A 24,795-nucleotide genomic window follows, 5' to 3' on the forward strand; every position below is an offset into this window, starting at 1 on the left:
CATCTTACTCATAACGAAGTATAGTCTCGGATGAAACTTCGGTTCGGAAAATTAGTAGCCAAAACTAGGTTACTGATTTTTCCCTAATTTAATACGAGATTAGATAATAATACCCCATAGAATGCCTGTTACGGCTCTCTATGGGGTATTATTACTGTTTCTACAATATTTCGTTGGAAGTAATCTGTACCGAAAAGTCACCTTTATTTAGCTTTCGCAAGCAATAATTCGGTTACTTCCTGAATAATAAATTCGATATCCGCAAGCATACTATACAATGTTCTACCACTAGGCATGGTTTTCTCCTGCTGAATAAACCGGCACCCGTCCTCCCGCAAAGTTTGAATGTTTCTTTGTACTACCGGTTTTTTGTACATTTTGGGATTCATGTGAGGAGCAAAAACGGTGACTGCCTCTGTTGACAGGATAGTCGTAGACAGCATGTCGTCCGCTATACCGTTAGCCGCTTTTCCAATAATGTTTGCAGTTGCCGGAGCAATTAATAATAAATCTGCCTTATCTGCAAGCTTTTTATGCCCTGTATTCCATGAAACCGGATCTGCAAATTGATCCAGGACAACCGGATTGCCGGATGCATTGCGAAAAGTCAATGGCGCAATAAATTTCGTGGCACTATTTGTCATAATTACATCTACATTGGCGTGCAATGTGACCAGTTTACTGATAATATCAGCCGCCTTATATGCCGGACTGCATCCGGTCACACCAATAATGATATTTTTCCCTTTAAGCATTTTATCGATCTCTTTTCTATGTTTATATTTCTACCATCATACCAAATATAGGTATCTATAAACTTCTAAATAAACCAATTACTTTGCCTGCAATAGACACATTCTCTGCATATATGGGTTCCATTGAATCGTTCTCTGGCTGTAGCCGAATGCGTCTTGCTTCTTTGAAAAAACGTTTTACAGTAGCTTCTTCATTGTCTATCAAAGCTACTACAATTTCACCATTACAAGCATTGCTTTGTTGCCGGACAAGCAAGTAGTCTCCATCTAAGATACCAGCATTAATCATACTATCGCCTTTCACTGCCAGCATAAACACATTATCTTCACTACCGATTAATTCTGCCGGCAGCGGATAGGTTTCTTCGATGTTTTCAACGGCAAGTATCGGTTGACCGGCAGTAACTACACCAACAAGCGGAACTGGAATAACCGTCTTGTGTCTCCATGGTGCTTCATCAAGTACGTCAATTGCACGCGGCTTAGTAGGATCACGTTTTATATAACCTAAAGATTCCAATTTAGTCAGATAGGAATGTACTGTAGAGCTGCTGCTAAGCCCGACTGCTTCGCCTATCTCCCGAACAGACGGAGGATAACCTTTAGCCCGAAGGTTTTCTTTTATATAATCCAATATTTCTTTTTGCCTTTTGTTTAGTGAACCAACGGTCATTTTTACCACCTCAAGATAATTGTACCATAAAACAATAGAAAAAAGAACATTAGTTCGAAAATTTACCAAACATACTTGCGGGGAACATATGTGCTGTGCTATAATAACAGCAACCAAACATACGTTCAATTAGAGGGGTGTTTATATTATGAGAAAGACAATATTGGTACTGTCGCTAGTTCTTGTTATATTGGCTATTACACCGTTTGCTATATCCCGTGCTTTTGTTGAACCCGCTACCTATGAGACGATCTACGTAAAACCAGGAGATACAGTTTGGCAAATTGCTACTAAATATATGACAGATAAAGACGATGTTAGGGAAGTCGTTTTTGAGATTAGGCGAATAAATAAATTGGATAACAACGCAAAGGTTTATCCTGGACAAGCTTTGAAAGTGCCGGTAAAGTATACCGCTTCATAACGTCCCTCCACTCCTTGAAGCTAGGAAACAATCATTTAATTCTTCTTGCAGCCTTAATATTGACTATAGGATATCCCTGCATTCATAACCAAACCGAACTCACGTCAATACCAGCATTAATTTATCTGTTGTTTGTTTTTATTCGTTCATGTATAAAATAACTATTGATGTCAGCAACTAATTACTATATAATTATAACCATAGTTAATTTTGGTTTTGTTTTATTAGTTTTAGTTCAGTGTCACAATGAAGTGCCGGCCGGATGTATTCATCCGCGCCGGCGCTACTATTAGGAGGCGATTATTCATGACGGTCAGTGGTTCGGCGATATCGTTATTTAATTCCCAAAAAGCAGATAGTGGTTTTCAAGCTCCCCTGGTCAATGCTTGTTCACAATCACTTTTATTTCAGAAAAGGAGGCAAAATAACCTACAGGAGAATGTTTCCAGTGTTAAAACTGCGGTGGATTTAAATAGAAGCATAAATCCATTCACCGTCAACCCCGAACAAGAACTTACAGCTATGCACAACCAGCTTATTACTATATGCCTTCATAACCCGAATTTAAATGACTTTCATCTTCATGGCAAACTTCGTAAAGCTAACCCCACTTTGACAATAGATACTTTTTATCGATTAAAGCAAGAGTGTGGTTTAGATAATCATGAGGCGATCTGCAACATTTTGTTAAATCGGCTCTTTCTTGGCTGTAATAACGAATTAAATGCTACCCAACTAAAATTCATCTATAAGATGCATCCTGAATTACATGACCGCGATATACGTCCAGGCAGCCCTGGTGAACTTATTGTATACAAATGTCTTTTCGGAAAAAGATTGGCGAAAAAGGGAAGCTTATATGTCCATCTATTTATAGACATGTTTAACAGCTGGAGTTTTGCCCGAATTAGCTCAAACCGTTCATTAGAAGAAGGGATTAGAATACTTCAAAAACATATTGAGCCAATGTATCGCAAAAATGGTTTTCAACTTAAAAACATTCTTCAATCATTGCCAACTTATCGCAGCAAACAAAACACCATGCCACTTGCAAACCCAAATGGGTTAACCGCTAAAATTCAATGGGAAATAAGTACGCGTCAATTCGGATTAATCAAACACTTTCAGCGTCAACTTGTATTAAGCAATTTTTTTGAAAATTATCGAGAAGAACTATCTTCTTTTCGTATGCTCATTGCCTTTTCAAAGCTAATCAAAAAATATAATGCAGAATTCAATTTTTGCCACCAACGTCCTATGTTACGATCTACTACAATAAAACCATAACTAGTTGAAACCTATAGCAAAAGCAAGTTGATGGACTAGTATTTGTGGCAGATAATCACGGTTTTCCTTGGTAACGGCGATGAGCTTCACTTGGGAATGGTTTCTGACTTGATCAATCCAACCTTTGCTTGCCAGTTTTATAACGCCCAAAACCGGTGTATTGCCATCAAGAGTAGCAATAACTTCCTTTTGAAAAGCAAGCGCTTTACATTCCAAACTGCCACATTCATCCATCAAAATCAAACTTGAACTGTTTCTGGCAGACCTGATCAGTTCAACGCCATAATTATCAAACTTCTTCGTTAAAGCCTGGGGGGGATGGTCTGCGAAAAAACGCACGACAGCGTTTTCTTCCCTAAAACTCTTTGGTTCAGTGGCAGAATTCATATACAGCAGTTTGTTTGGCAATGCCCTGTCCGGACCGTAGTATGTTTTAAAACCACCAGGAGTTATCTTAAGTTGGGAAAGGGTTTTAGCAATTACTGTGCTTTTCCCTACTTGTATTTCACCTGTCAGAAATATATGCATTTTGATTTATAGACCCCTTTGACTTCGAATACAACGAGTCAGCACGCCCCCGCTTTTTGCGGGCAGAGCACTGATACGACTAATGTTACCATGCCTTAGTAAGACGTGCAACATGCCGCCAGAGCAATCTAATTTATTAAATTCAAAGTTTTCTTTTGCCCATCAAGATAGTCACAGATAGAACGAAACTCTTTTATGTCAGTGATCTTTTTTAAGTCCCGAAGATCAAAAATAATGTCCGTATACTTATGTTTTATTAACTCCATATCATATAATTCACATTCAATAAATCCTTCTCTCCAACTATGAATATACGGTAGGAAGTCATCCCAATTGCGCTCGAAATATTTTACTTTGGCAAAACATAACTGGTATATATAAAATATAATCCTTGCTCTTGACCTTCATCCCAATCTATTCCCTGCCATTTCAGGCTGGCCAAAATCTGCGAACAGAACTTTTTTCAGTCGCTGTGTATCTGTATCCTCAATTCTAAGAACAAACTGTCCCTGACATTGCCGGGCAAAAACCAGTTAAACAATGCGGTCCTTGCTCCGCCGATATGCAGATATGTAAATTTTATTATTGCACATTAAACCAAAAAAGTAATTTTTTACAGTTCTACCTATATCGGAGAGTAGTTACCTACTTAATTAGTATCTTGGTATTACATTCTTACGAAATTCACTACCGAATCCAACAATTCTGGTACTGCTGTCGCAACTAACAAAAGTACGGTTAATAAAATCAACACAACTGTAAAAAACCAGGCAATCACATTGTACAGACGTGAATTTGAATAATTCCCCATTATATTCTTATCGCTTGCGATTAAAACCATAAAGATTAAGATAGGCGGTAATAATATACCATTTACTACCTGCGAGGTAAGCATGACATGATAAAGTGACAATCCAGGCAACAGTACTAAGGCGGCACCGATCGCGATTAGTGCCGTATATAATCCGAAAAATACCGGAGCTTCTTCATACGACTTACTGATACCATGTTCAAAACCAAATGCTTCGCAGATAGCGTAGGCGGTGCTAAGGGGCAGAATAAACGCCGCCAGCATGGAAGCGCCAAATAACCCGAAGGCAAAAAACATGCTCGCGTATTTTCCGGCTAGTGGTTCCAAGGCAAGTGCTGCATCTTTTGCCGTTTCGATTGATATATTGTTAACATACAATGTTGCTGCGGTAGCCACGATGATAAAGAATGCCACAAATCCAGTGAAGAAAGAGCCGATGAATACATCCCAGCGAGTATAGGCGTAATCTTTTGTCATTATCCCTTTATCTACGATCGAAGCCTGAATATAAAATTGTCCCCAGGGTGTAATTGTTGTTCCAATTACGCCAATTGCCATGAAAAGGAATTCGGCATTCCAGGAGAAAGATGGTGTTACCGAGGCAACTATTACTTCCTGCCAAGGCGGGTTAACAACTATACCTGATAATACATAGCTAAAAAAAGTTATACACAATGCAAGGAAAATTTTCTCAATCCGGTCATAGCTACCCATAACTACCAGCCACCAGACCACTCCGGCGGTTAAAGGGACCGATGCAAATTTGTTCACACCAAATATTTCAAAGCTTGTGGCAATCCCCGAGAACTCTGAGGCGGTTGTACCTATATTAGCAATAAGCAGTACAACCATTGCAAAAAGCGTCCATCGCACACCAAATTGTTCACGGATTAAATCTGCAAGCCCTTTACCGGTGACAGCTCCGGTACGAGCGGAAATCTCCTGTGCAATAGCCAAACAAACAGTAGCAACAAACATTGTAAATAACAGTGTATACCCATATTTTGCCCCTGCTGCCGCGTAGGTAGCAACACCGCCTGCATCGTTATCAGCAAAAGCAGTCACAATACCTGGCCCCATAACAGCTAAAAAAATGCTAATACGCCCGCGAATGCCTTTAACCAATTTCACTATCACCACCTCCAGAGCCGTCTGTTGACAATGTACCCGGAGCTTACATCCCCTCTGCCACGCTCAGGGATCAATGTTTCTAATACATCGTCAACAGTTATAATTCCTAGCATTGTACTTTGTTCGTCAACCACGGGAACGGCCAGTAACCCATACTTGTGTATAATGTCTGCCACCTTGCGGTGACTATCATCATGCCGTATATAGATCACTTTTTCATGCATAATATGGCCTAAATTAGCTTGTGGTGATGCAAGAATAAGTTCACGTAACGAAAGCGCTCCCAGTAATATTTCTTTTTCATCAAGAACATAAATATAATAAATCGTCTCGGCAGTAGGTGCCAGTTCGCGTATTTTCTCAATTGCTGCTTCGGCTGTAATATTGGCGGACAAGCCGATATACTCGGTAGTCATTAAAGCTCCGGCCGTGTCATCAGGATAATTCATCAACTCCTGGACTTCCTCAGCATCATCAGATTCCATTAAATTGAGTAATTCTTGTGATTTTTCGTCAGGAAGCTCACCTAATATATCGGCAGCTTCATCAGGCGGCATATCCTCCAAAAGGTCTGAGGCTTGTTCCTGGTCCATCTGAGTGATAATTTCAATCTGCGTATCCAAGTCCATTTCTGCCAGTGCTTCAATGGCTTGCCGAGAGTCTAAATTTTTAATGAAACTAGCTCTGCTGTTATAATCTAGCTGCTCAACAATGTCCGCAATATCAGCGGGATGTAACTGACTGAATTGCTCTTTATCACGGCTAAGCTGCAGGCTGGACGTCCGGTTTTCCAATGGTTTAATAAACTGCCAGCCAATAAAATTGTGCGCCATATTTTTAACCAAAAACTCTAAACCGAGACGCCTAAATAATCCTCGCAAACCAATATCTACAGCCACAAATACTAAGCCCCGTTGCTTCTCATGCGCTACCCATGCTAAGGTTATGTCGTTGACCCGAACCAGTTTCGATCCTTTAAAATCAATAATTTGCTTATCAAGCAGCCATCTGCGGACATAGATTTCATCATCCTGCAGCGGAATCATTACATAGGGTGCAAATTCTCCGTCAAGTTGTATATGCTTACCGCTTACTTCTGATACAAACGTTATGGGAACAATCCCCTGGGTACTTCGCCCATACTTGATGCCAGTTACTCGTGGTGCGGCGCCGTCCCATTTGACTACCATGTCTTTAACCTTACCTATGCGCTGTCCAGTCACGTCAAGAATTGGTTTCCCCAGGAGTTGACTGAAATAAAATTCACCGATAATCGCTGCCATAGTCATACCATTACCTCCTCTATACATCGGTCCGGCCTATTAATTTTGCTGTAACGATAGGCAGAACTTTTGCTTGTTGCAACACCGCCTCCTTGGCTATCAGAGTATGCATAAAACAAAGTAGACCTTCTCCTGTTTGTGAAGAAGGCCTAGCAGTAGTCAATGAGTAGCAATGTTTGCGACCTCCTCTACTCGTTTAGTTTTAGCACTGCATAACGTAGAGCTGATTCTTACTCAGCCACATTAAGTAAAACCTTAATTCGGTAGTACCTGTTAACCCATTGGCGTCTCTCGACGTTTCCGGGTAGTGGCATTTTTTTATGCAGGAGCCTCACCTAACAGAGAATTGTTTAGTTTAGTGTATGATTTAACAGGCAGAAATGTCACTTAATAATGCTAACTGACATATTTCTCTAGGATTTTCTAGATATCCTTCAGACTTTTTAATCAGACTTCACCCTCAATGTAATATCTTTATGTAACATTACATTGATAATCGCAATATAATATATAAACCAGTAATGCCAGGGAGGGTATCTTTATGCCAGAGTTATTAGCGGCAATCTCCCTACTTGGTCTAGTCGGCATTAGTGTATTCACTTACCTTCAGTCCTGCCGCAAAAACTAGGCGACACTTTGCTGTCGCCTAGTTTTTGTTGTCTGTAATCCCAAATTCAACTTATACAAATAAATTTACATTGGAATCTTCTGCTTCGTTTAGATAATAACCGACACCGCCATATTTTATGCCGTCAATCAATTCTTCCGGCTGTAAACCCATTACATCCATAGACATTTGGCAAGCAACTATCTCAATGCCTGAAGCTAAGGCCGCTTGAATAAGTTCTTCGAGAGAACTTACATTTTTATTTTTCATCACCATGCGCATCATTTTACTCCCCATCCCCATCATATTCATATTGGAGAGTTTTAACTCTTTACTGCCTTTGGGCATCATTAGACCAAACATTTTATCAATAAAGCCTTTCTTTACGGAAACATTTTCGGATTTTCTCAGAATATTTAAACCCCAGAAAGTGAAAAATAAAGTAACCTTTTTTTCCATCGAAGCGGCACCGTTGGCTATGATAAAGGCAGCTATAGCTTTGTCAAGGTCTCCACTAAAGACTACTATGGTTTTGTTGTCTTTCATTGGCAGATTGGACAAACTCTGATTTGTAATTTTAGGATCACTGCCTTTTTTTATATAAGCTATAATTTGACTTTGCTCTTTCTTTATATCGAGAAGTTCATTTTTTGTTCGGAGGCACCAGGCTTTACTATCTTCATAGAAACCTGGATCAGAGGCCACTACTTTAAGGATTTGGCCGTTGACCATTCCGTCAATTGATGCTTTAACTTGCATTAAAGGACCGGGGCAACTTAGCCCGCTAGCATCCAATACTTTATTATAGTCTTTTGTTTGGAATTTTACCTCTTTAATAAGCTGCGTATCAGAATCTATGTTAGATTCTTTCTTAGAAATAGAGGTAGTACTATCTGGTTTAAAGCGCAGTGCGGATGCAGATTTGTAACCGCCAGTCATGTTTTTAACGTTAAAACCATGCTGGGTTAAAATTCGCGCAGCGATATAGCCCCGCAATCCTACCTGGCAGTATGCTAGAATTGGTTTATTTTTATCCAGATTGCCTAACTCTTGTCTTAGTTTATCAACAGGGAGGTTGATGGCTCCTTCCAAATGGCCATTTTCAAACTCAAATTCAGTTCGAACATCCACTAATTGAGTTTCTTCTTTATTGTAGTTTTCCAATTCCTCGTAAATAAACGTTTCTACACGACCTGCCAAAACATTTTCTGCTACATAGCCAGCCATATTAACAGGATCTTTAGCTGAAGAAAAAGGCGGTGCATAGCAAAGTTCAAGTTCTGCTAAATCGGATACTTTGCCCTTAAGACGAATTACAGTAGCAATTACGTCAATACGTTTATCTACGCCGTCAGAGCCAACTCCCTGCGCTCCCAAAATAGTACCTTCCTCGTTAAAGATAAGCTTTAACGACAACGGCAATGCTCCCGGATAGTAGGAGGCATGAGATACAGGATGCACGTAAATTACCTTATAAGGAATAGTTAATCGTTTGAGTGTTCTTTCATTACTACCTGTACTTGCGGCCGTTAGACTGAAAACCTTGAGTATCGAGGTTCCCTGAGTCCCCTTATAGGTGGAAATTAATCCAGCAATATTATCAGCGGCAATTCTTCCTTGCTTATTCGCTGGGCCGGCCAAAGGAATTGCTACATTTTGTTTAGTTACAAAGTCAACAACTTCAATGGCATCACCTACAGCATAAATACCTGGACAGGAAGTTTCCAGCTTCTCATTAACAAGAATGTGCCCTTTAACCCCTAATTCAATGCCACTGTCTTTAAGAAATCTGGTATCTGGTGTTACGCCAATGGCTAGAATAACCGTATCAGCAGTAAGCATTTTACCACTGTTCAAAATGACCTCAATCTTGCTGCCTTTATCTGCAAAGGATTTTACACCATCGTTTAGCAAAAGTTTTACATTATTATCCTCTAATTCCTTTTCCACAATAATTGCCATGTCTGTGTCAAAAGGCGGTAAGATATGAGGTGCTGCTTCTACCAGGGTTACTTCTAACCCCCGGTCTTTAAGGTTTTCCGCCATTTCCACACCGATAAAGCCGCCACCAATAACGACTGCCTGTTTGACTTCTTGTTTTTCAATAAAACTTTTTATCGTATCAGTATCAGGAATATTTCTTAATGTGAAAATCTTATCGCTGTCAATTCCCGGAATGGACGGTCTAATCGCTTTAGCCCCCGGAGATAATACTAGATAGTCGTAGGATTCTTCATAGATGCCTCTGTCTTTACTGTTTACTGTTACTGTTTTTCGATCAGGATTAATATTAGTTACTTCGCTATGAATTCGGACATCAATAGCAAACCGTTCTTGCATACTTTGTGGTGTCTCCACCAGAAGCTTACTTCTCTCCTTGATGTTTTGTCCGATATAATATGGCAAGCCACAGTTTGCAAAAGAAATATGCTCATCCCTCTCAAACATAATAATTTCAGCTGTTTCGTCTAATCTTCTCAGTCTTGCTGCCGCCGATGCTCCTCCGGCAACTCCACCAACTAATAATACCTTTTTAGCCATGATAGTACCTCCTTCAAAAATTTAAGTGAAAAACAAACTCCTTTTATGTCCTGCTTTTAAATAGGACATTGACCAAGGCTATTGCTTTCTGATCGCGTACTTTATAATTAATCTCCAACCCATTGCGAACACCTTCGATAACACCGGCTGCTCTTAATTTTTGCAAATGCTGGGATATTGTTGATTGAGGAGCATTAAGACAATTCTGCATGTGTGAAACATTGCATTCACCTTTTTCTATCAGACCTTTTACAATACATAGTCTAATTGGGTGAGCAAGCACTTTCAAAAGCTCTGCCGCTTCAGTAAATAGGGAAAGATCACCAACATCCATGTATATCACCCTTCATTATTTATATCGCTGTATTTGTATATTACGATATTACGATATATATGTCAAGCCCTTCTATGCCAGAATGCAAAAAAATTGACAAATTATAGCGGTCATGTTACTATTAAATAAAACAAACGATTGTTTGAATTAAAGTAAGACATACTTACATTTCTAAAAGAGGTTGTTGTCATGGAAAATAAGACCCGCTCAAAATTGATTGAAGTTGCAACAGAACTGTTTGCTGTCAAAGGCTTTGCCGCTGTATCAGTGCGCGAACTGACCGTGGCTGCCCAAATTAATGTATCTGCTATTTCTTATTATTTTAATGGCAAGGAGGGACTTTATGAAGCTGTATTGACTGAACAGTTTTCTCCCATTCTGCAGGTAATGAAGGAAGTACAAAAAAATAATTCTATCTCACCCGTCGAAAGACTCACCCTTTATGCCAACCAGATTGCACATATACATGCGCTGCGCCCGTTTTTATCCCGTTTCATATACAGCGAAGTGACGAATCCCACAGCATATGGCGAACCTATTATCGAAAAACATCTATCGCAGGTCTATCAGTTTATAGATGCTACCTTACGGGAAGGCATCGCCAAAGGTTGCCTGAGGAAAGACTTAAATATTACATATGCAGCAGTTTCACTAGTTGGTATTCTAAACTTTTATTTCATTGCCAAACCTTTTGTTTTCAAACTTTTTCCCCTGACAAAACATGCCGATAATGAATCCGAATATGTAGCTCATGCCTTTCATCTTTATCTGCACGGCATTATGAATTTGGAAACCTAGGACCTATGTAGTTGCAAGTCCAAAAACAAATACTACAAATTGAATTATAAAGACGTATGATCGTTTCAATTATTTCAAACAAATGTTTGTTTACTATTGTGTTGTCAGTAAATATTAACCACTTTATATAATAAGTACGAACCACACCTGTCTTACTATAGTTTGCGTAAATTTAATAAAATTTTAGGAAAAGAGAGATTGTATGAAAATACCATCAAAATTCATGAAACTTATTACTGTTCTTTTGGTAGTTACTGTTGGCTCTGGTGGTTATTATTATTTTCACTGTGGTGAGGTATCAACGGACAATGCCACCATTGAAGGACGCACAGTTGTTTTAAGTCCGAAGGTACAAGGTTATGTAAAAACTTTGAATATACAAGACAATCAAATGGTTAAAACTGGTGATGTCCTTATGGAGATTGATCCGACTGACTATATTATCCGTCGTGACCGGGCCAAAGCTGCATTAGTGGCTGCTGAAGCGGCTGCCAACGCATCTCACAATAATCTGGAAACAACCACAGTTTCCGCATCATCCAATATTGATGCCTCTGCTGCTCAGGTGGCATCAGCTCAGGCAACCTGGGAAAAATCACTAGCTGATAAGCAGCGTATGGAGAGTCTGTTCACTGTGGGTGCCTGTTCCCGTCAGCAACTGGATCAAGCAATTGCAACAGAAAAAGCAGATCATTCCGCTTTGGATAAATTACAGGCCGATCTTCGTACAGCCAAAACAGCACCCAGTGTAATTGCAGCAGCTAAAGATACTGGTGAGCAACTTTTGGCTCAGGTGCAGCAGGCCCAAGCAGATTTAGCACAAGCTGAAACGGAGCTGGCCAATACCAAAATCACTGCCCCGATGGATGGACGGATTACCAAACGCAGCGTTGAAACCGGCAACTATGTCCAGGCAGGCCAGCAACTGGCCTCGCTAGTTGGGACAGAATTATGGATTGTTGCTAATTTCAAAGAAACACAACTGGATCATATGCGTCCCGGTCAACCTGTCGATATCCGTATTGACGCCTTTCCCAGCGTGAAATTGCACGGCAGAATAGATAGCTTTCAAGCAGGAACCGGTTCTCATTTTTCTCTTTTTCCGGCGGAGAATGCTACCGGCAATTTTGTTAAAACCGTACAACGTGTTCCCGTAAAAATTGTGTTTGATAATCCACCTGATGCTACTCTTCCACTAGGGCCGGGGATGTCAGTTATACCTACTGTATATACTGAAAGTTCGGGAGCAAAGATATGAACGAAGCGGCTCCCAAGCCAGTAAACCCTATTTGGGTATCAATCGCCGTCAGTCTTGCCGCCTTTATGGAAGTGCTGGACACGACCATTGCCAATGTCGCGCTTACACATATTGCGGGTTCTCTTGGAGCAAGTTCAGAGGAAAGCACCTGGGTTCTAACCTCTTATCTTGTCTCCAATGGTATAGTTTTGCCGCTGTCCGGCTGGTTGTCTGGTCTTATGGGACGTAAAAATTTCTTCATTCTTTGTATCATTGGCTTTACATTTACCTCATTTATGTGCGGTATTGCGACATCTCTCTCCATGCTAATTATATTTCGACTATTGCAAGGGCTGGCAGGCGGAGGTTTGCAACCAGCCCAACAGGCCATCATTAAAGATAGTTTTCCCGCTGAAAAATTGGGGATGGCATTTGCTATCACAGGTATAACGACAGTATTGGCGCCGATACTTGGTCCAACTCTGGGCGGCTATATCACCGATAACTATAACTGGCGCTGGATTTTTTTCATGAATGTACCTATCGGCCTGTTAGCTGCCTTTCTGGTCAAAATTCTTGTCCAAGACCCGCCCAGTGCGCAAAAACAAGCTGTCGGCTCCATTGATTATATTGGTCTTGGACTAATCGCTCTTGGCCTTGGGGCGCTGCAAATTGTTTTAGATAAGGGACAACAGGAAGACTGGTTTGACAGCTCTTTTATTGTACATTTTGCCGTTATATCTGCCATCAGCCTCATGTTGGCAATCTATTGGTTATTGCAGCAAAAACGTCCTGTAGTCGAACTGAAGCTCTTTAAAATACCCAGTTTTGGTATGCCCTGTGTTATGATGTTCTTTGTCGGTTTTGCTTTATATGGCAGCACCACGCTATTACCGATGATGGTACAGGCTAATTTTGGATATGACGCCACATTATCCGGCCTCCTCCTTTCGCCGGCCGGGATCGTGGTTCTCATTATGATGCCGGTCGTCGGCAAACTAGTTAATGTAGTTCCTGCAAAGTATTTAATCTCCTTAGGTATGCTGATTAACGCTTTTGGCATGTGGGCTACCGGCCTTATAACTCCGCAGACGGATTATAGTACTTTCGTTTTTGTACGCATCTTGCAAACTCTCGGCTTACCCTTTTTGTTTGTGCCAGCCAGTACGCTCGCCTTTTCGAAAATCTCTCCGGAAAGTAGCAGCAATGCTTCGGCGATTATTTCTCTTACGCGCAACCTAGGGGGAAGTATTGGTATCGCATTGGTAACCAATAAACTTATACACAGCCAACAAATTCAACAATCCTATTTAGTGCAGCATTTGACAATGGCTGATATCGGTTACCGTTACGCACTTGAAACCTACACACAGGTACTGACGAATTTAGGTGTGCCATCCTCGCTGGTCTCAACAAAGGCTATGGGGAAAATATATCAGGATCTTCTTCATCAAGCTAGTATTCTTGCCTACCGGGACGCTTACAACTTCGTTGCAGTCATATTAATCGTTTTAGGGATTGCGGCGCTGTTCATGCCAACCAATAGACCGCATAAAAAAGAAACTCCTATTGAGTCGCATTAATAAAAAAAGCGGTGAAACGGGAAATAATTATGGCCTTGAACCTTTATCTCATAAGGTTCAAGGCCATATTGCCATTATTCTATCTCCCCTGCATAAACTGAATAAACTTTTCCGATAGCTCCGGGTCAAACATTTTTCCACTGCCACACAGAATCTCGGTCAGGGCTTCCGTTTTCTGCATCACTTTGCCATAAGGACGCTCATGGGTAATAACATCATAGGTCTCTATGATTGCAAATAGCCTTGCCAACCAAGGAATAGCCTGCCCTCGTAAGCCGCAAGGATAACCCTGCCCATCCCACCGTTCATGAAGAGTTAGGATCATATCGGCCAAGGATGAATCGCCAATGGATTGCGCCATCCGGTAGCCTTTATCACTGTGGAGTTGAACAAGTTCCCGTTCCTTAGCTGTCAATAAGCCCTTCTTACCTAATACATTTTTAGGAATTGCCACCTTGCCAATATCATGCAACATCGCCAATGGCTGCAAGGTACGCAACTCAAGAGAATCAGCCGGCAAACCTAAATAATGAATAAACTCAACTCCCAACGCTGCTATCCTTTCATTATGACCGGCCTGTTCAAAACACTGTTGCTGAAGCCTTACCAGCAAACTGTCAATAATCTCTTGCCGTATGGCTTGGCCTTCTTTCAATTTATTGCTATACATTCGTTTTTCTGCTGCACTAAACACTTCCGAAAGTTGCATTCCCATTTTCTCTTTTGTAGACATCCCTATGGCGGCACTTAACGGAATAGAGGTATGTTTAGCATCCCGGCATAAACGACCAATGAGCTCACAAATGCCTATACACTCCATTTGTTTGGTATTTGGCATAAAAATTACAAATTCGTCCCCACCCCAGCGACAAATGACATCTGACTCACGGCAAGCTTGACGAAGAACCCTAGCCAAAGAAACCAATTGCTGGTCACCCTGAGCGTGACCAAACACATCATTAACCACTTTAAGCCCATTCATATCAATCATGACAATACTTAACGACAGTTTGTCCGCCTGTTCCAAAATAGGCATCATACGTTCTGCATACGCTCTATTATAGAGATCTGTCAATTTATCATGAAAGCTAAGGTAGTAAATCTGGGCATCCGCCCGTAATTTTTCGGTAATATCGGTCAGAATCATCATAATCAGAATATGGTCCAGCTGACTGCCCGTCTGGGTTATTTTTTTATATTCTACCCGCACATTTTTATTACCGATAATCACAACGCAGGATACTTGCTGCAACAGCTGCTTGCTCTCATCCGCCGGTAAAGTAAACACCTTGCGCAAGTTGTCTACCATTTGTTCCGCACAGATATTCTCCATTTGACCCAACAACTCCACAACCGGTTCTCCAGCAATTTTCTTCCCAAAAATCCGTACACATTCCTGACTATATTGCCGGTTCACCTTTAAAGCCGACCCAAAGGTAAGGAACCCTTGCTCTGCATTATCCAATAGCATCTGCATTTCATTTTGCTGCTGATGCAACGCCAACCCCTGACTGTCGCTGATATGAAATATCTTCCGGCATAGCCGCAGTAACTTTTTGTATTGACTGGTTAGTGCTTTATAGCGGGGTAACAAGTCATTACCTGTATACGACTGATCAACAGTATCTACTAAAGCATTCTGCAGTACCGCTTCTTCCGCACTAAACAAATTACTGTTATCCTTCCTCATTGCGGAAACACCTCATTCCAGTTAAAAGGTTATTCCAATCACGGTTATATCATCCCGCTGCGGTTGGCTTCCTTTATAATCATCCAACATACCTTCAAGGCTTTCCCGCTGCTTTATGAAAGGTGCACCTTGGATTTGCCCGGCAATACACTCCATAAAGGCCTTTCTACCCATGGGGAAATCCCTGGTTCCGCCATTTTGATCAATATAGCCATCTGTTGTCAAGTAAAGACAATCGCCAGCCTCCAGATCCCAAAAATGGCAGCAAACTTTCTGGTCGATCTTGGAACGACGATAGCCGATGCTGCGATTATCCCCTTTAAGAATATGAACCTGCCCGTCTCTTTTTATATAGAGAGGAATTTTAGCTCCAGCAAATTCCAGCCGGGCGCCTTCAATATAGCAAATAGCAATGTCCAGACCATCATCACTGACTTGATTTTCGCCCTCACGATGCAGTGTTTTTTTTACACGACAGTTTAATTCTGCCAGCATCTGTCCGGCGCTTTCAAAGCAATTATCGATAATATGATTCAAAATAGAATTCACCGTCATAGTCATTAACGCCCCGGGGACCCCATGCCCGGTACAATCGCCGACAACAATCAGGCAACCCCCGGCATCCAGCTTGCGAATCCAGTAGAAATCTCCGCCCACTACATCCCGTGGACGCCATAGAACAAAATACTCGCGGCAAAGAGCAGCCCATTCGGTTTCCGTAGGTAGGATAGCCTCCTGTAACCGTTTGGCATAATCAATGCTGTCCATAATGCTTTGATTTTTTTCAGCCAGTTCATGAGTGCGCAACTGTACCTGATTTTCCATTTCCGCTGCCAGACTGAGGGCCCGTTTAAAAGGATTGGCAATTTTGTAGGAAATAAAATAAAAAATGAAGACCAACAGCAATAAAGTAATCACACTGGCAATAATGGCATTTATTTTAATGCTGCTGAGAATAGAAATGCTTTCTCTGCGGGGAATTTGAAAGACCAGTTTCCAATCGGTAGTTGCTGTTGACTGGTAGGCCAGATCCATGATCCTTCCCTGACTATCTTGGTACTCCAGCACCTTGGGCCTTGCAGTAGCATTATCCATGTCCCCCAAAATTTGCTGCATCACTTCTGCTGGCAAAAAATCACTTGCCAAGCGTCCATTATAATCCAAGTCATCCGCCAGATGAATTTTTCCCTGCTTGTCAACAAGCCATAAATTACTGTGTTCGCCGCCAAATTTGTAACTGCCAAATTCCTTTGCAATATCCCCAAGGCTTAAAGCTACACCTGCTACAGCCACCGGCTGTCGTACATCTCCTACTAGGGTGTTAAAAAATATAAATGTTTCATTATGGATACTGTCATAATCAATATTTAGTTCTATTTTCTTGCCAGATTTCAGGGCCTTATAAAACCATTTATCATTATAGCTTGTTTTAGATAAAAGCTTAACCACCTTATTATCTTCCCAATATTGATTGGTGACGGTGCTAGCCACAAATGCCTTGACATAATCGTAGTTCTTCCCAATATCGGTAATTTTTGTTTTAACTATCTCGCCGGCTGCTTCATCCTTGCCCCCGCTCACAACCCACGCAAGCACCGTCGGGTCATCAGCCAAAAGTAAGGAGGTCTCTTGAGCCCGTTCTATTCTCCCGTCGATTTTTTCCGACATAGACTGCACAATATAAAGCATATCCCTATTTTTTAACTTATCTACCATGGCATTACGGGTTATAACATAGCTGATGCCGCCAGTAAATACTACTGCCAATATTATGATGCAACAAGCACAAATTATTACTTTTATGGTCCCACGATCGTACATCAAATCGAAGTTCTTGCCCTTTAAAGAATTGTCCTCATCATTTTCCATTACTTATCCCCTCGTCATTAAGAGGTATAATTTCAAAAGGCAGACCTAAATCCTCTTTAAACTCTTCAGCACATTCCAAAGCAATTTCATTTTCCTGATCATAGTACCAACGGATGGTTACCTTTTTTCCCGCCTCATGGGCTTCCTCCAATTTTTCAAAGAGCATCATCATGCATTTTGAACTGCTGGTATTAATATACGGCATATGAAAATATATCTCTAACACGACATCTTGCTGCAACTGGTCCAAATATTTATCCAGCCAGGAAAAAATTGGCTCATAAAATTTAAAAGCATTTTCCGGATAAGACTGTCCCTCAATAGATAATTTTGCATTCTGGGGATCAAGCACTACTTTAGGAGTAGATTTTGTTTGTTCAATAATTAAGCCGTCCATACTTTCCTCCTAAACCCTAACCTGTAATGAAAAAAAGTGGACCTTTTCATCCACTTGGACAATTGAATAGGTTAAAGGTTGACAAGCTTTTCGCGCCATGTCAATTAGTCCTAACCCAGCAGTGGTACTGCCTTCCGGCAGTTCTTTCTTCAACTGCTCCTTGTACATTTTTCTAAGTCCGGTTTTATCCCGCTGCTTGATCTCTTCCAATTGATCGATAAGAGGCTTGACATCCTGGGTTGCAACCAGATTACCTGAAGATACAAAATATCCCATATTCGATTTGCCAATGACCACAACCCCAGAATTGGCAATTTGTTCGCCTAAGGGCGAACTGGCTTTTTTCACACTATAATTTTTAATATTTTGTGTCTGTTCAATAAATACCGAAAAAACATTATAAGTATCATTAAGTGAAGTAGCATCCGTCTCTAAATACCTTTTTACGGCATCTCCCAATTCCTCAATAACCTCCTGGGTAAACCGGCCGGAAAATGTAATTAGCACTCCATAGTTCTGCAAAACCTTCTGCAATTCAATCAAATTATCGAAATTATTTTCCATCGCTTGCACTCCTCCAAAGAATACATTCTATCATCTACTTTACGTTTTCTTTGCTGTAGTTCAATTTAAATTCTCATTCCCTTAAACATAATACTTCTATTATTCAGATCTGTACTTGTGAATGACAGCTACATCATTCCCTATAAACTTCCCTACAAATACAAAAAACTCCTTCAAGTTTCTAAAGACGATATTAGGTTGTTAGTGATCAAAATGGAATTGTATATGGCAACGTCCATTACTCATTTCCGATTTCATTTTATCGGCGTACTTTCTCATAAGAAAACCGGAGAGCCTGATAAATGCGGACTCATCTTCCATTAGTTCAGTTTCTGTAGGACGTACCACAGGAAAATCCATCAATATTCCATCATAATATATATCTACATCAAGATTAAACTCCTCAAAACTGACGTCCACTTTTATTTTTCCATTAGCTAGGCCAAGTTCGTTAGCTGACTCGACAAATTCATTGATCGCGAATGCGGCCCGTTTAATGATTTCGCTTCGCGCGCCCCAAGTTTCCCCGCTGATTTCCATAAAATCAAACACAGTGCTGGAAGACATGGTGCCCTGTTCCAATTCCAGAATTCGGTGCTTATCAATACCAATTCGAAAAATTAAACTCAGGAAAATTGCCATAATTGAAGCCATAGCCATGCTCGTCTTGAACAAAGGCTGTAGCCATTCCGGCAAAGTCGTGTAAAAATCAGGAATAATTTCGATCGCCATACCGAAGGCAAAGGACAAACCGATAACAAATATTTTTCTGGCATCCAGCATCCGTGAAGAACATATTTGCATTCCAGTCGGTAGCACAAAACTGATCTCGATTAGCAAAATGACGCCCATTACTGGCTTGGGCATAATAGCAAATAATGCGGCAATTTTGGGTAAAAAGGCAAGCAAGATGAACATTGTGCCTACGCCGTAGGAAATACGCCGACTGGTGGCTCCGGTAGCTACAGACAATCCGACACTGCCAGAGCTGGTGGTTTGACCCATAGTACCTAAAAGCCCGCTTATTATCGAACTACAGCCCTCCGAAAAGAGCCCCTTACTCACCGTTCGAATATCCATCCGTTGCCAATTAACATCATTAACTTTTTGACAAGTAGAAATATTAGCGATAGTTTTGATGCTGGAACAAAATGCAGCTACCAAGAATGGAGCCAGCAAAGAGGTATCGAATGACCAGCCGACATGGCCCATGTCCGGGAAGGCAAAAAATGGAGCTTCCACAAATTTGGTTAGATGGGCTTCAGTAAGAACTCCCGTGTAATACGAAATCACATAACCAACCAAAATTCCGCCGAGGATAGAATACTCACGCATCCTAGCCGTACCCCACACATGCATCATGATGATTACAGCCAGTGTCAAACAGGATATCCCAACTGTGGCAGCAACGCTTACTCCCTCGTTTCTATCCAGACCGACAAAACTCGGAATACTGTAATTGATAAAAGAAACAGCCATCATTGTAACAATCAGACCAGTAATTTCCACCGGAAACAGAACACGCATTTTATGTAGCACCCGACTCATCAATATCTGAGATAGGCCAGCTACTATGGTCATACCAAACATCAGTGGAAAACCACCGGCCTTCACTGCCATTACAGAAGCAGGAAAGTAAGGCGCACCAGTTTCCTGTGCACAAAAATATCCGGAACCAAGCGGCCCTTTATGGCATGCCTGCATCAGTGTGCCAATTCCCATGGCAACCATCATCAGGCTGACAACGCTTTGCGCCAATTCGGTTGTACCTCCAATAGCCGAAACAATGAGCACCGGAAATATCAAATCAACCGACAACATAATAATTTGCTGTAAGACCAAAGGAATAAATGATCTTAATGGCATGCTATCTTCTACTCCATACACTAAATTCGCTGGTTTTTTGGGCTTGTCTTCCGGCAATATGTCCACACTCCTCTTAAAATAAAGAAAAAATAAATTAAATAAAAATCTCTACCTTGCTATTAGAAAATTCCACAAAGCTATAATAAATCCTTTTCATGGCTGTTGCCTAATTATCTGGAATGTCATTTTTACCAGTGCCCTTTTAGGGTAAAGAAGGATTATAAGGCAAAGAGGGTGAAGTAAACAATCTGAAGAATTGGAAATTGGACAGGTGTAAAAAATGGTGCATAGTTTAAAACTACCGCAAGCTGAGCTTACATTTAGAAAACCACTGCCAAAGGTAACGCTGATGATGACTGCAGGCGGGAGACCGCCAGAAAAAAAATGGTTTCAAAAAATAGCAAAAGGTTTCCCCGTATGGTGTATTGATAGTGGTATCCATATTTGTCAGCAAACTGGTATAACACCGGCACGAATTATCGGTGATGGCGACAGCGCCAGCCCGGAAGCATGGGCTTGGGGGAAGAGTCTGAATGTTCCTGTTGAGATATATCCTGAAGATAAGGATTATACCGATCTTCAGCTTGCTATGCTTAGAGCGAAAGAAATGTATGGTACGACTACCGCGGTTGTCTCCGGTGTATGGGGAGGACGGTTTGACCATGCTTTTAGCAACATACAAACATTAGCCGGTTGGGAAACATTGGGCGTCAAAGGTATTGCCGCTGATGAATCTGAAGTCTTGTTTTTTTTATCAGACCAAGATACAGTAATGATAAAAGCTGAGATAATACCTGATATCATATCTTTGATTTCCCTATCAAACTGCTGTTTAGGTGTTACGATTGACGGTGTACGCTGGCCTTTACAAAAAGCCGAACTCCAACGCAACCTGCCTTACGCAATTAGTAATCAACCGTTAGGCGATTGCCAGGAAGCATCTGTGTCAGTGGATAAAGGCTTATTGGGAGTTTATTTACAATGGAAGCGTGAAAAATAAGAACAAAAGTTACAAAACTTATAAATTACTTGCTGTGTTAATAAAACAGTGTTATTATGGAATAAAATACCAAATATGCTAGGGGTGCCTCCGGGCTGAGAGATGAAATCAGTATTTCATTAACCCTTAACCTGATCTGGGTAATACCAGCGTAGGGAAGCGACTTGCAAGTAACAGGAAAAAGCCGCAGTCCTACAAAGAGACTGCGGCTTATACTAATTCAATGGAAGGTAAAGGTATGAAAAGCAACTTGGTAGACAACATAGCAACGATTGCCGCAAGCCCGGCTACGCTATTGACTCTAGGGGGAGTCATTTTGTTAGTCGTAGCGTTGCTGCGGATGAAGAAGGTTACATTCAACGCCCGGATGATGGCTCATATCGGACTTGCACTTGCTCTGGCCGCCATTCTGCACGCATTTAAACTATACAATATGCCTCAGGGGGGCAGCCTAACTCTCGGCAGTATGATTCCTATACTCCTTATGGCGTTTTTTTACGGTCCCGAGGTCGGGTATCTCACCGGGTTTTTATATGGTTTGATTAATTTGATCCAAGATCCCTATGTCTTGCATCCGATACAGGTGTTATTTGATTACCCGTTACCCTTTATGGCTTTAGGCTTAGCAGGGTATTTCAAAGACCAGTATCTGTTGGGAACTGTCGTTGGTATTATTGGCCGGTTTATATTCCATTATCTTTCCGGTATCGTGTTTTTTACCAGCTATGCGCCGCCGGGGGTATCGCCATATCTATATTCATTCCTATTTAACGCAAGCTATCTAAGTGTGGAATGCATTGTTTGCGTAATTATCATGCGAATGCTGCCAATTGAACGAATTGAAATGACCATTAGACGACAGAGACAAGTCAGCAACAAATTTAAAGAGAACCAAATTTAACTACTTACTTTATTTCCCGCGCCAGGCGCATACCGTTTAGTGTTACCAAAAGCGAAGCGCCGGTGTCGGCTAACACTGCCAGCCACAAATTGACGAAACCAGCGAAAGTGCCCAGCACAAACAATAATTTTATCACCAAAGAAAAGGTAACATTCTGCTTGATAATTGCCACCGTCTTGCGACTGAGCTTCATAACATAGGCCAGTTTGCTCAGATCATCGGACATGAGCGCAATATCGGCTGTTTCCAGCGCCGTATCTGATCCGGCCACCCCCATAGCAATACCCACAGTGGCTGTAGCCATGGCAGGAGCGTCGTTGACGCCGTCCCCCACCATGGCTACGCTGCCATACTTATGAGCCAATTGTTTTAAAGCCGACACTTTGTCTTCCGGCAGCAGTTCGCTATAAAAAGCATCTATATTTAATTTATCAGCAATAGCTGCTGCCACCCGCTTGTTATCACCAGTCAGCATCGCCATATTTTTCACTCCGGCGGCCTGTAGCGCGGCAAGCGCCTTCATACTATTTTCCCGCAATGTATCAGCGACAGCAATGGCACCCAGTACTTGCTGCTTTGTACCGACCAGCATCACAGTCTTGCCTTGCTGTTCCAACTGAATCAACTGCTCTTCGTAGCTCGCCAAGGCGTGCCCGATTTCTTCAAATAAGCGGCGATTGCCGACATACACCGTCTGATCGTCTACATTGGCCTGGGCTCCCCGGCCAATGAGTGCCTTAAATTTGATTACTGACTTTAAAGGTGCATTACCAGCTTTGGCAACAATCGCCTGGGCCAGCGGGTGCTCTGACCACCTTTCGACCGCCGCGGCCAACAGTAACAGTTCTTCTTTGGCTATACCGGTTAACGGCATCACATCGGTCACCATCGGTTTACCAATGGTCAGCGTCCCAGTTTTGTCAAAGGCCACTGCCTGAATGCGCCCCATCTGTTCTAAATATGCCCCACCCTTAATCAACACCCCGCGCCGCGAAGCATTGCCGATAGCGGATACAATCGATACTGGTGTGGAAATGACCAGTGCGCACGGACAAGAGATGACCAGCAACACTAATGCCCGGTAAAACCAAAGATCAAAGGATTGATTGAACACAAGCGACGGAATGAACATCAAACCTAACGACGCCAGAATAACGGCCGGTGTATAGTATTTGGCAAAAATATCAACAAACTGCTGCATAGGTGCCTTGTCCGCCTGCGCCTCTTCCACCATGTGCATGATTTTAGCCAGTGTCGAGTCGGCGGTCAGTTTGGTGACAGCGATTTCTAAAGCACCCTGTTCATTGACTGTTCCGGCATACACCAGATCACCGACCTGTTTTTCCACCGGCATGGACTCGCCGGTAATCGGTGCCTGATTAACGGTAGAAATGCCGTTCACAACATTACCATCCATAGCAATGCGCTCGCCCGGTTTGACGATAATGACATCGCCAACCACAATTTCTGCCACTGACAGCCGCAGTTCCTGACCATCCCGCCGCACCAGCGCTTCCCGCGGCGCTAAGTCCATCAAGGAGCGAATAGATTCCCTGGTTTTATCCAACGTATAGGCCTGCAGGGCATTGCCCAGCGAAAACAGGAACACAACGGTTGCACCCTCACTCCATTCCCCGATGGCTACTGCGCCAACGACTGCAATGGTCATAAGGAAATTGGTATCCATAGTCAGGCTTTTAAGACCATATAGACCACTCTTTGCCACATGATACCCGCCGACAGCTATAGCCGCAAAATAGAGTGGAATAATAATATCTTCACTCATCCCGACCCAATCCAACAGGATGGCGGCCAGCAAAGCGACCCCGGAAATACTCGTAGCCATCGTTCGCGGCTTGCGCCACCATGCACCGACCGGCTGAGCGCCAAGCCGGGCAGCCGGCCCGTCACTGACCGCCTGATAACCCGCCTGCTGTACAGCTTTGATAATCTTGGAATCGGTCAGAGCATGCTCGACCATCAATTTGCCGGCGCCAAAATTTACTGTGGCTGACCGGACCCCGGCTAAAGCGGTAATCTTTTTCTCCAGTTTAGCGGCGCAGTCAGCGCAGTCCATTCCCGCAATCCTAAGCACCGACGTATGATATCCCGGCGCGTCCTGGGCAACCTGCAGTATCGCCGCACTATAGCCAAAGCCGCTTACGGTTTTGGTAATCTGGGCCACCTCTAAAAGTGTCTTATCATACACTACTTTTAGCTTGGCCGCCGCAAAATTTACTTGGGCCTCCTGCACGCCCGGCAGTTTGCGGATGCCTTTCTCCAGTTTAGCCGCGCAGTCGGCGCAATCCAGCCCGTCAATACTAAAAGTACTATTCATCAAATTGGTACTATCTATAGCGGCTGCTGCCTCAGCCGTCGAGGCGACAACATCACGCGAACTGTAGCAGCATCCACAATGACATGCTTCGGTCTGAGTTTTCATAATCATTATCCCTCCTTGTATGCTGGTTACTTAATTTTTTGTAATTATATGATTATATGTTCATATGTATCAT

The 24,795-nt window shown here is 42.1% G+C and carries 20 protein-coding genes and 2 riboswitches; of the genes, 7 read left to right on the plus strand and 13 right to left on the minus strand.

From position 1 onward, the window contains the following. Positions 1-203: 203 nt before the first annotated feature. Positions 204-755 carry a flavoprotein gene (locus AC1ECB_RS11610; protein WP_485668835.1) on the minus strand — a complete coding sequence of 184 codons (552 nt, stop codon included), beginning with the start codon at positions 753-755 and terminating at the stop codon, positions 204-206. Positions 756-810: 55 nt separating this feature from the next. Beyond that, a complete protein-coding gene (lexA, locus tag AC1ECB_RS11615) occupies positions 811-1,428 on the minus strand; it encodes a transcriptional repressor LexA (RefSeq protein WP_485668836.1) in 618 nt (205 codons plus the stop codon). Between the two features lie 148 nt (positions 1,429-1,576). Between lexA and AC1ECB_RS11620 the strand changes: the two genes are divergently transcribed. Next, the gene (locus AC1ECB_RS11620; protein ID WP_485668837.1) at positions 1,577-1,852 is read left to right on the plus strand and encodes a LysM peptidoglycan-binding domain-containing protein; all 276 of its coding nucleotides are present in this window, start codon (positions 1,577-1,579) and stop codon (positions 1,850-1,852) included. Between the two features lie 306 nt (positions 1,853-2,158). Next, positions 2,159-3,139, plus strand: coding sequence for a hypothetical protein (locus AC1ECB_RS11625; protein WP_485668838.1), 981 nt, complete (start codon positions 2,159-2,161; stop codon positions 3,137-3,139). Here the strand turns inward: AC1ECB_RS11625 and AC1ECB_RS11630 are convergent, their stop codons facing one another. The 5 genes from AC1ECB_RS11630 to AC1ECB_RS11650 form a co-directional block, all read right to left on the minus strand. Beyond that, positions 3,140-3,667, minus strand: a complete 528-nt coding sequence (locus tag AC1ECB_RS11630) for a nucleoside-triphosphatase (RefSeq protein WP_485668839.1) — start codon at positions 3,665-3,667, stop codon at positions 3,140-3,142. Between the two features lie 667 nt (positions 3,668-4,334). Beyond that, the gene (locus AC1ECB_RS11635) at positions 4,335-5,609 is read right to left on the minus strand and encodes an Nramp family divalent metal transporter (RefSeq protein ID WP_485668840.1); all 1,275 of its coding nucleotides are present in this window, start codon (positions 5,607-5,609) and stop codon (positions 4,335-4,337) included. A gap of 2 nt (positions 5,610-5,611) precedes the next feature. Continuing rightward, positions 5,612-6,898 carry a magnesium transporter gene (locus tag AC1ECB_RS11640; RefSeq protein ID WP_485668841.1) on the minus strand — a complete coding sequence of 429 codons (1,287 nt, stop codon included), beginning with the start codon at positions 6,896-6,898 and terminating at the stop codon, positions 5,612-5,614. Positions 6,899-7,072: 174 nt separating this feature from the next. Further along, positions 7,073-7,242: riboswitch (M-box (ykoK) riboswitch) on the minus strand. Positions 7,243-7,571: 329 nt separating this feature from the next. After that, the gene (locus AC1ECB_RS11645; protein WP_485668842.1) at positions 7,572-10,040 is read right to left on the minus strand and encodes a CoA-disulfide reductase; all 2,469 of its coding nucleotides are present in this window, start codon (positions 10,038-10,040) and stop codon (positions 7,572-7,574) included. A 43-nt stretch (positions 10,041-10,083) separates the two neighbouring features. Continuing rightward, on the minus strand, positions 10,084-10,374 hold the full coding sequence (locus AC1ECB_RS11650) for an ArsR/SmtB family transcription factor (protein WP_485668843.1): 291 nt from the start codon (positions 10,372-10,374) through the stop codon (positions 10,084-10,086). Positions 10,375-10,563: 189 nt separating this feature from the next. Between AC1ECB_RS11650 and AC1ECB_RS11655 the strand changes: the two genes are divergently transcribed. From AC1ECB_RS11655 to AC1ECB_RS11665, 3 genes are all read left to right on the plus strand, one after another. Next, the gene (locus tag AC1ECB_RS11655; RefSeq protein WP_485668844.1) at positions 10,564-11,172 is read left to right on the plus strand and encodes a TetR/AcrR family transcriptional regulator; all 609 of its coding nucleotides are present in this window, start codon (positions 10,564-10,566) and stop codon (positions 11,170-11,172) included. A 202-nt stretch (positions 11,173-11,374) separates the two neighbouring features. Next, positions 11,375-12,430, plus strand: coding sequence for an HlyD family secretion protein (locus AC1ECB_RS11660; RefSeq protein WP_485668845.1), 1,056 nt, complete (start codon positions 11,375-11,377; stop codon positions 12,428-12,430). Next, on the plus strand, positions 12,427-13,992 hold the full coding sequence (locus AC1ECB_RS11665; protein ID WP_485668846.1) for a DHA2 family efflux MFS transporter permease subunit: 1,566 nt from the start codon (positions 12,427-12,429) through the stop codon (positions 13,990-13,992). The genes AC1ECB_RS11660 and AC1ECB_RS11665 overlap by 4 nt, the downstream gene beginning before the upstream one ends. 79 nt (positions 13,993-14,071) lie before the next feature. Here AC1ECB_RS11665 and AC1ECB_RS11670 read toward each other — a convergent pair whose 3' ends face one another. From AC1ECB_RS11670 to AC1ECB_RS11690, 5 genes are all read right to left on the minus strand, one after another. Beyond that, the gene (locus AC1ECB_RS11670) at positions 14,072-15,682 is read right to left on the minus strand and encodes a bifunctional diguanylate cyclase/phosphohydrolase (RefSeq protein ID WP_485668847.1); all 1,611 of its coding nucleotides are present in this window, start codon (positions 15,680-15,682) and stop codon (positions 14,072-14,074) included. A 21-nt stretch (positions 15,683-15,703) separates the two neighbouring features. After that, positions 15,704-17,551, minus strand: coding sequence for a SpoIIE family protein phosphatase (locus tag AC1ECB_RS11675; RefSeq protein WP_485668848.1), 1,848 nt, complete (start codon positions 17,549-17,551; stop codon positions 15,704-15,706). Next, positions 17,541-17,948 (minus strand): DUF1987 domain-containing protein, encoded by a 408-nt coding sequence (locus AC1ECB_RS11680; RefSeq protein ID WP_485668849.1) that lies wholly within the window; start codon positions 17,946-17,948, stop codon positions 17,541-17,543. The genes AC1ECB_RS11675 and AC1ECB_RS11680 overlap by 11 nt, the downstream gene beginning before the upstream one ends. Positions 17,949-17,957: 9 nt before the next feature. Next, positions 17,958-18,512 (minus strand): SiaB family protein kinase, encoded by a 555-nt coding sequence (locus tag AC1ECB_RS11685; RefSeq protein WP_485668850.1) that lies wholly within the window; start codon positions 18,510-18,512, stop codon positions 17,958-17,960. 201 nt (positions 18,513-18,713) lie between these two features. Continuing rightward, entirely contained in the window at positions 18,714-20,435 is a 1,722-nt protein-coding gene (locus tag AC1ECB_RS11690) for a uracil-xanthine permease family protein (RefSeq protein ID WP_485668851.1), read from the minus strand. Between the two features lie 223 nt (positions 20,436-20,658). Between AC1ECB_RS11690 and AC1ECB_RS11695 the strand changes: the two genes are divergently transcribed. Both AC1ECB_RS11695 and thiT read left to right on the plus strand, forming a co-directional pair. Next, positions 20,659-21,378: a thiamine diphosphokinase gene (locus AC1ECB_RS11695; protein ID WP_485668852.1), complete on the plus strand. Its 720-nt coding sequence runs from the start codon at positions 20,659-20,661 to the stop codon at positions 21,376-21,378. A gap of 70 nt (positions 21,379-21,448) precedes the next feature. Beyond that, positions 21,449-21,553, plus strand: a riboswitch (TPP riboswitch). Positions 21,554-21,616: 63 nt separating this feature from the next. Continuing rightward, positions 21,617-22,279 (plus strand): energy-coupled thiamine transporter ThiT, encoded by a 663-nt coding sequence (gene thiT / locus AC1ECB_RS11700; RefSeq protein ID WP_485668853.1) that lies wholly within the window; start codon positions 21,617-21,619, stop codon positions 22,277-22,279. A gap of 4 nt (positions 22,280-22,283) precedes the next feature. Here thiT and AC1ECB_RS11705 read toward each other — a convergent pair whose 3' ends face one another. Then, positions 22,284-24,722 carry a heavy metal translocating P-type ATPase gene (locus tag AC1ECB_RS11705; RefSeq protein ID WP_485668854.1) on the minus strand — a complete coding sequence of 813 codons (2,439 nt, stop codon included), beginning with the start codon at positions 24,720-24,722 and terminating at the stop codon, positions 22,284-22,286. Positions 24,723-24,795 lie beyond the last annotated feature (73 nt).

The organism is Sporomusa sp. 246TCP1 (assembly GCF_057319775.1).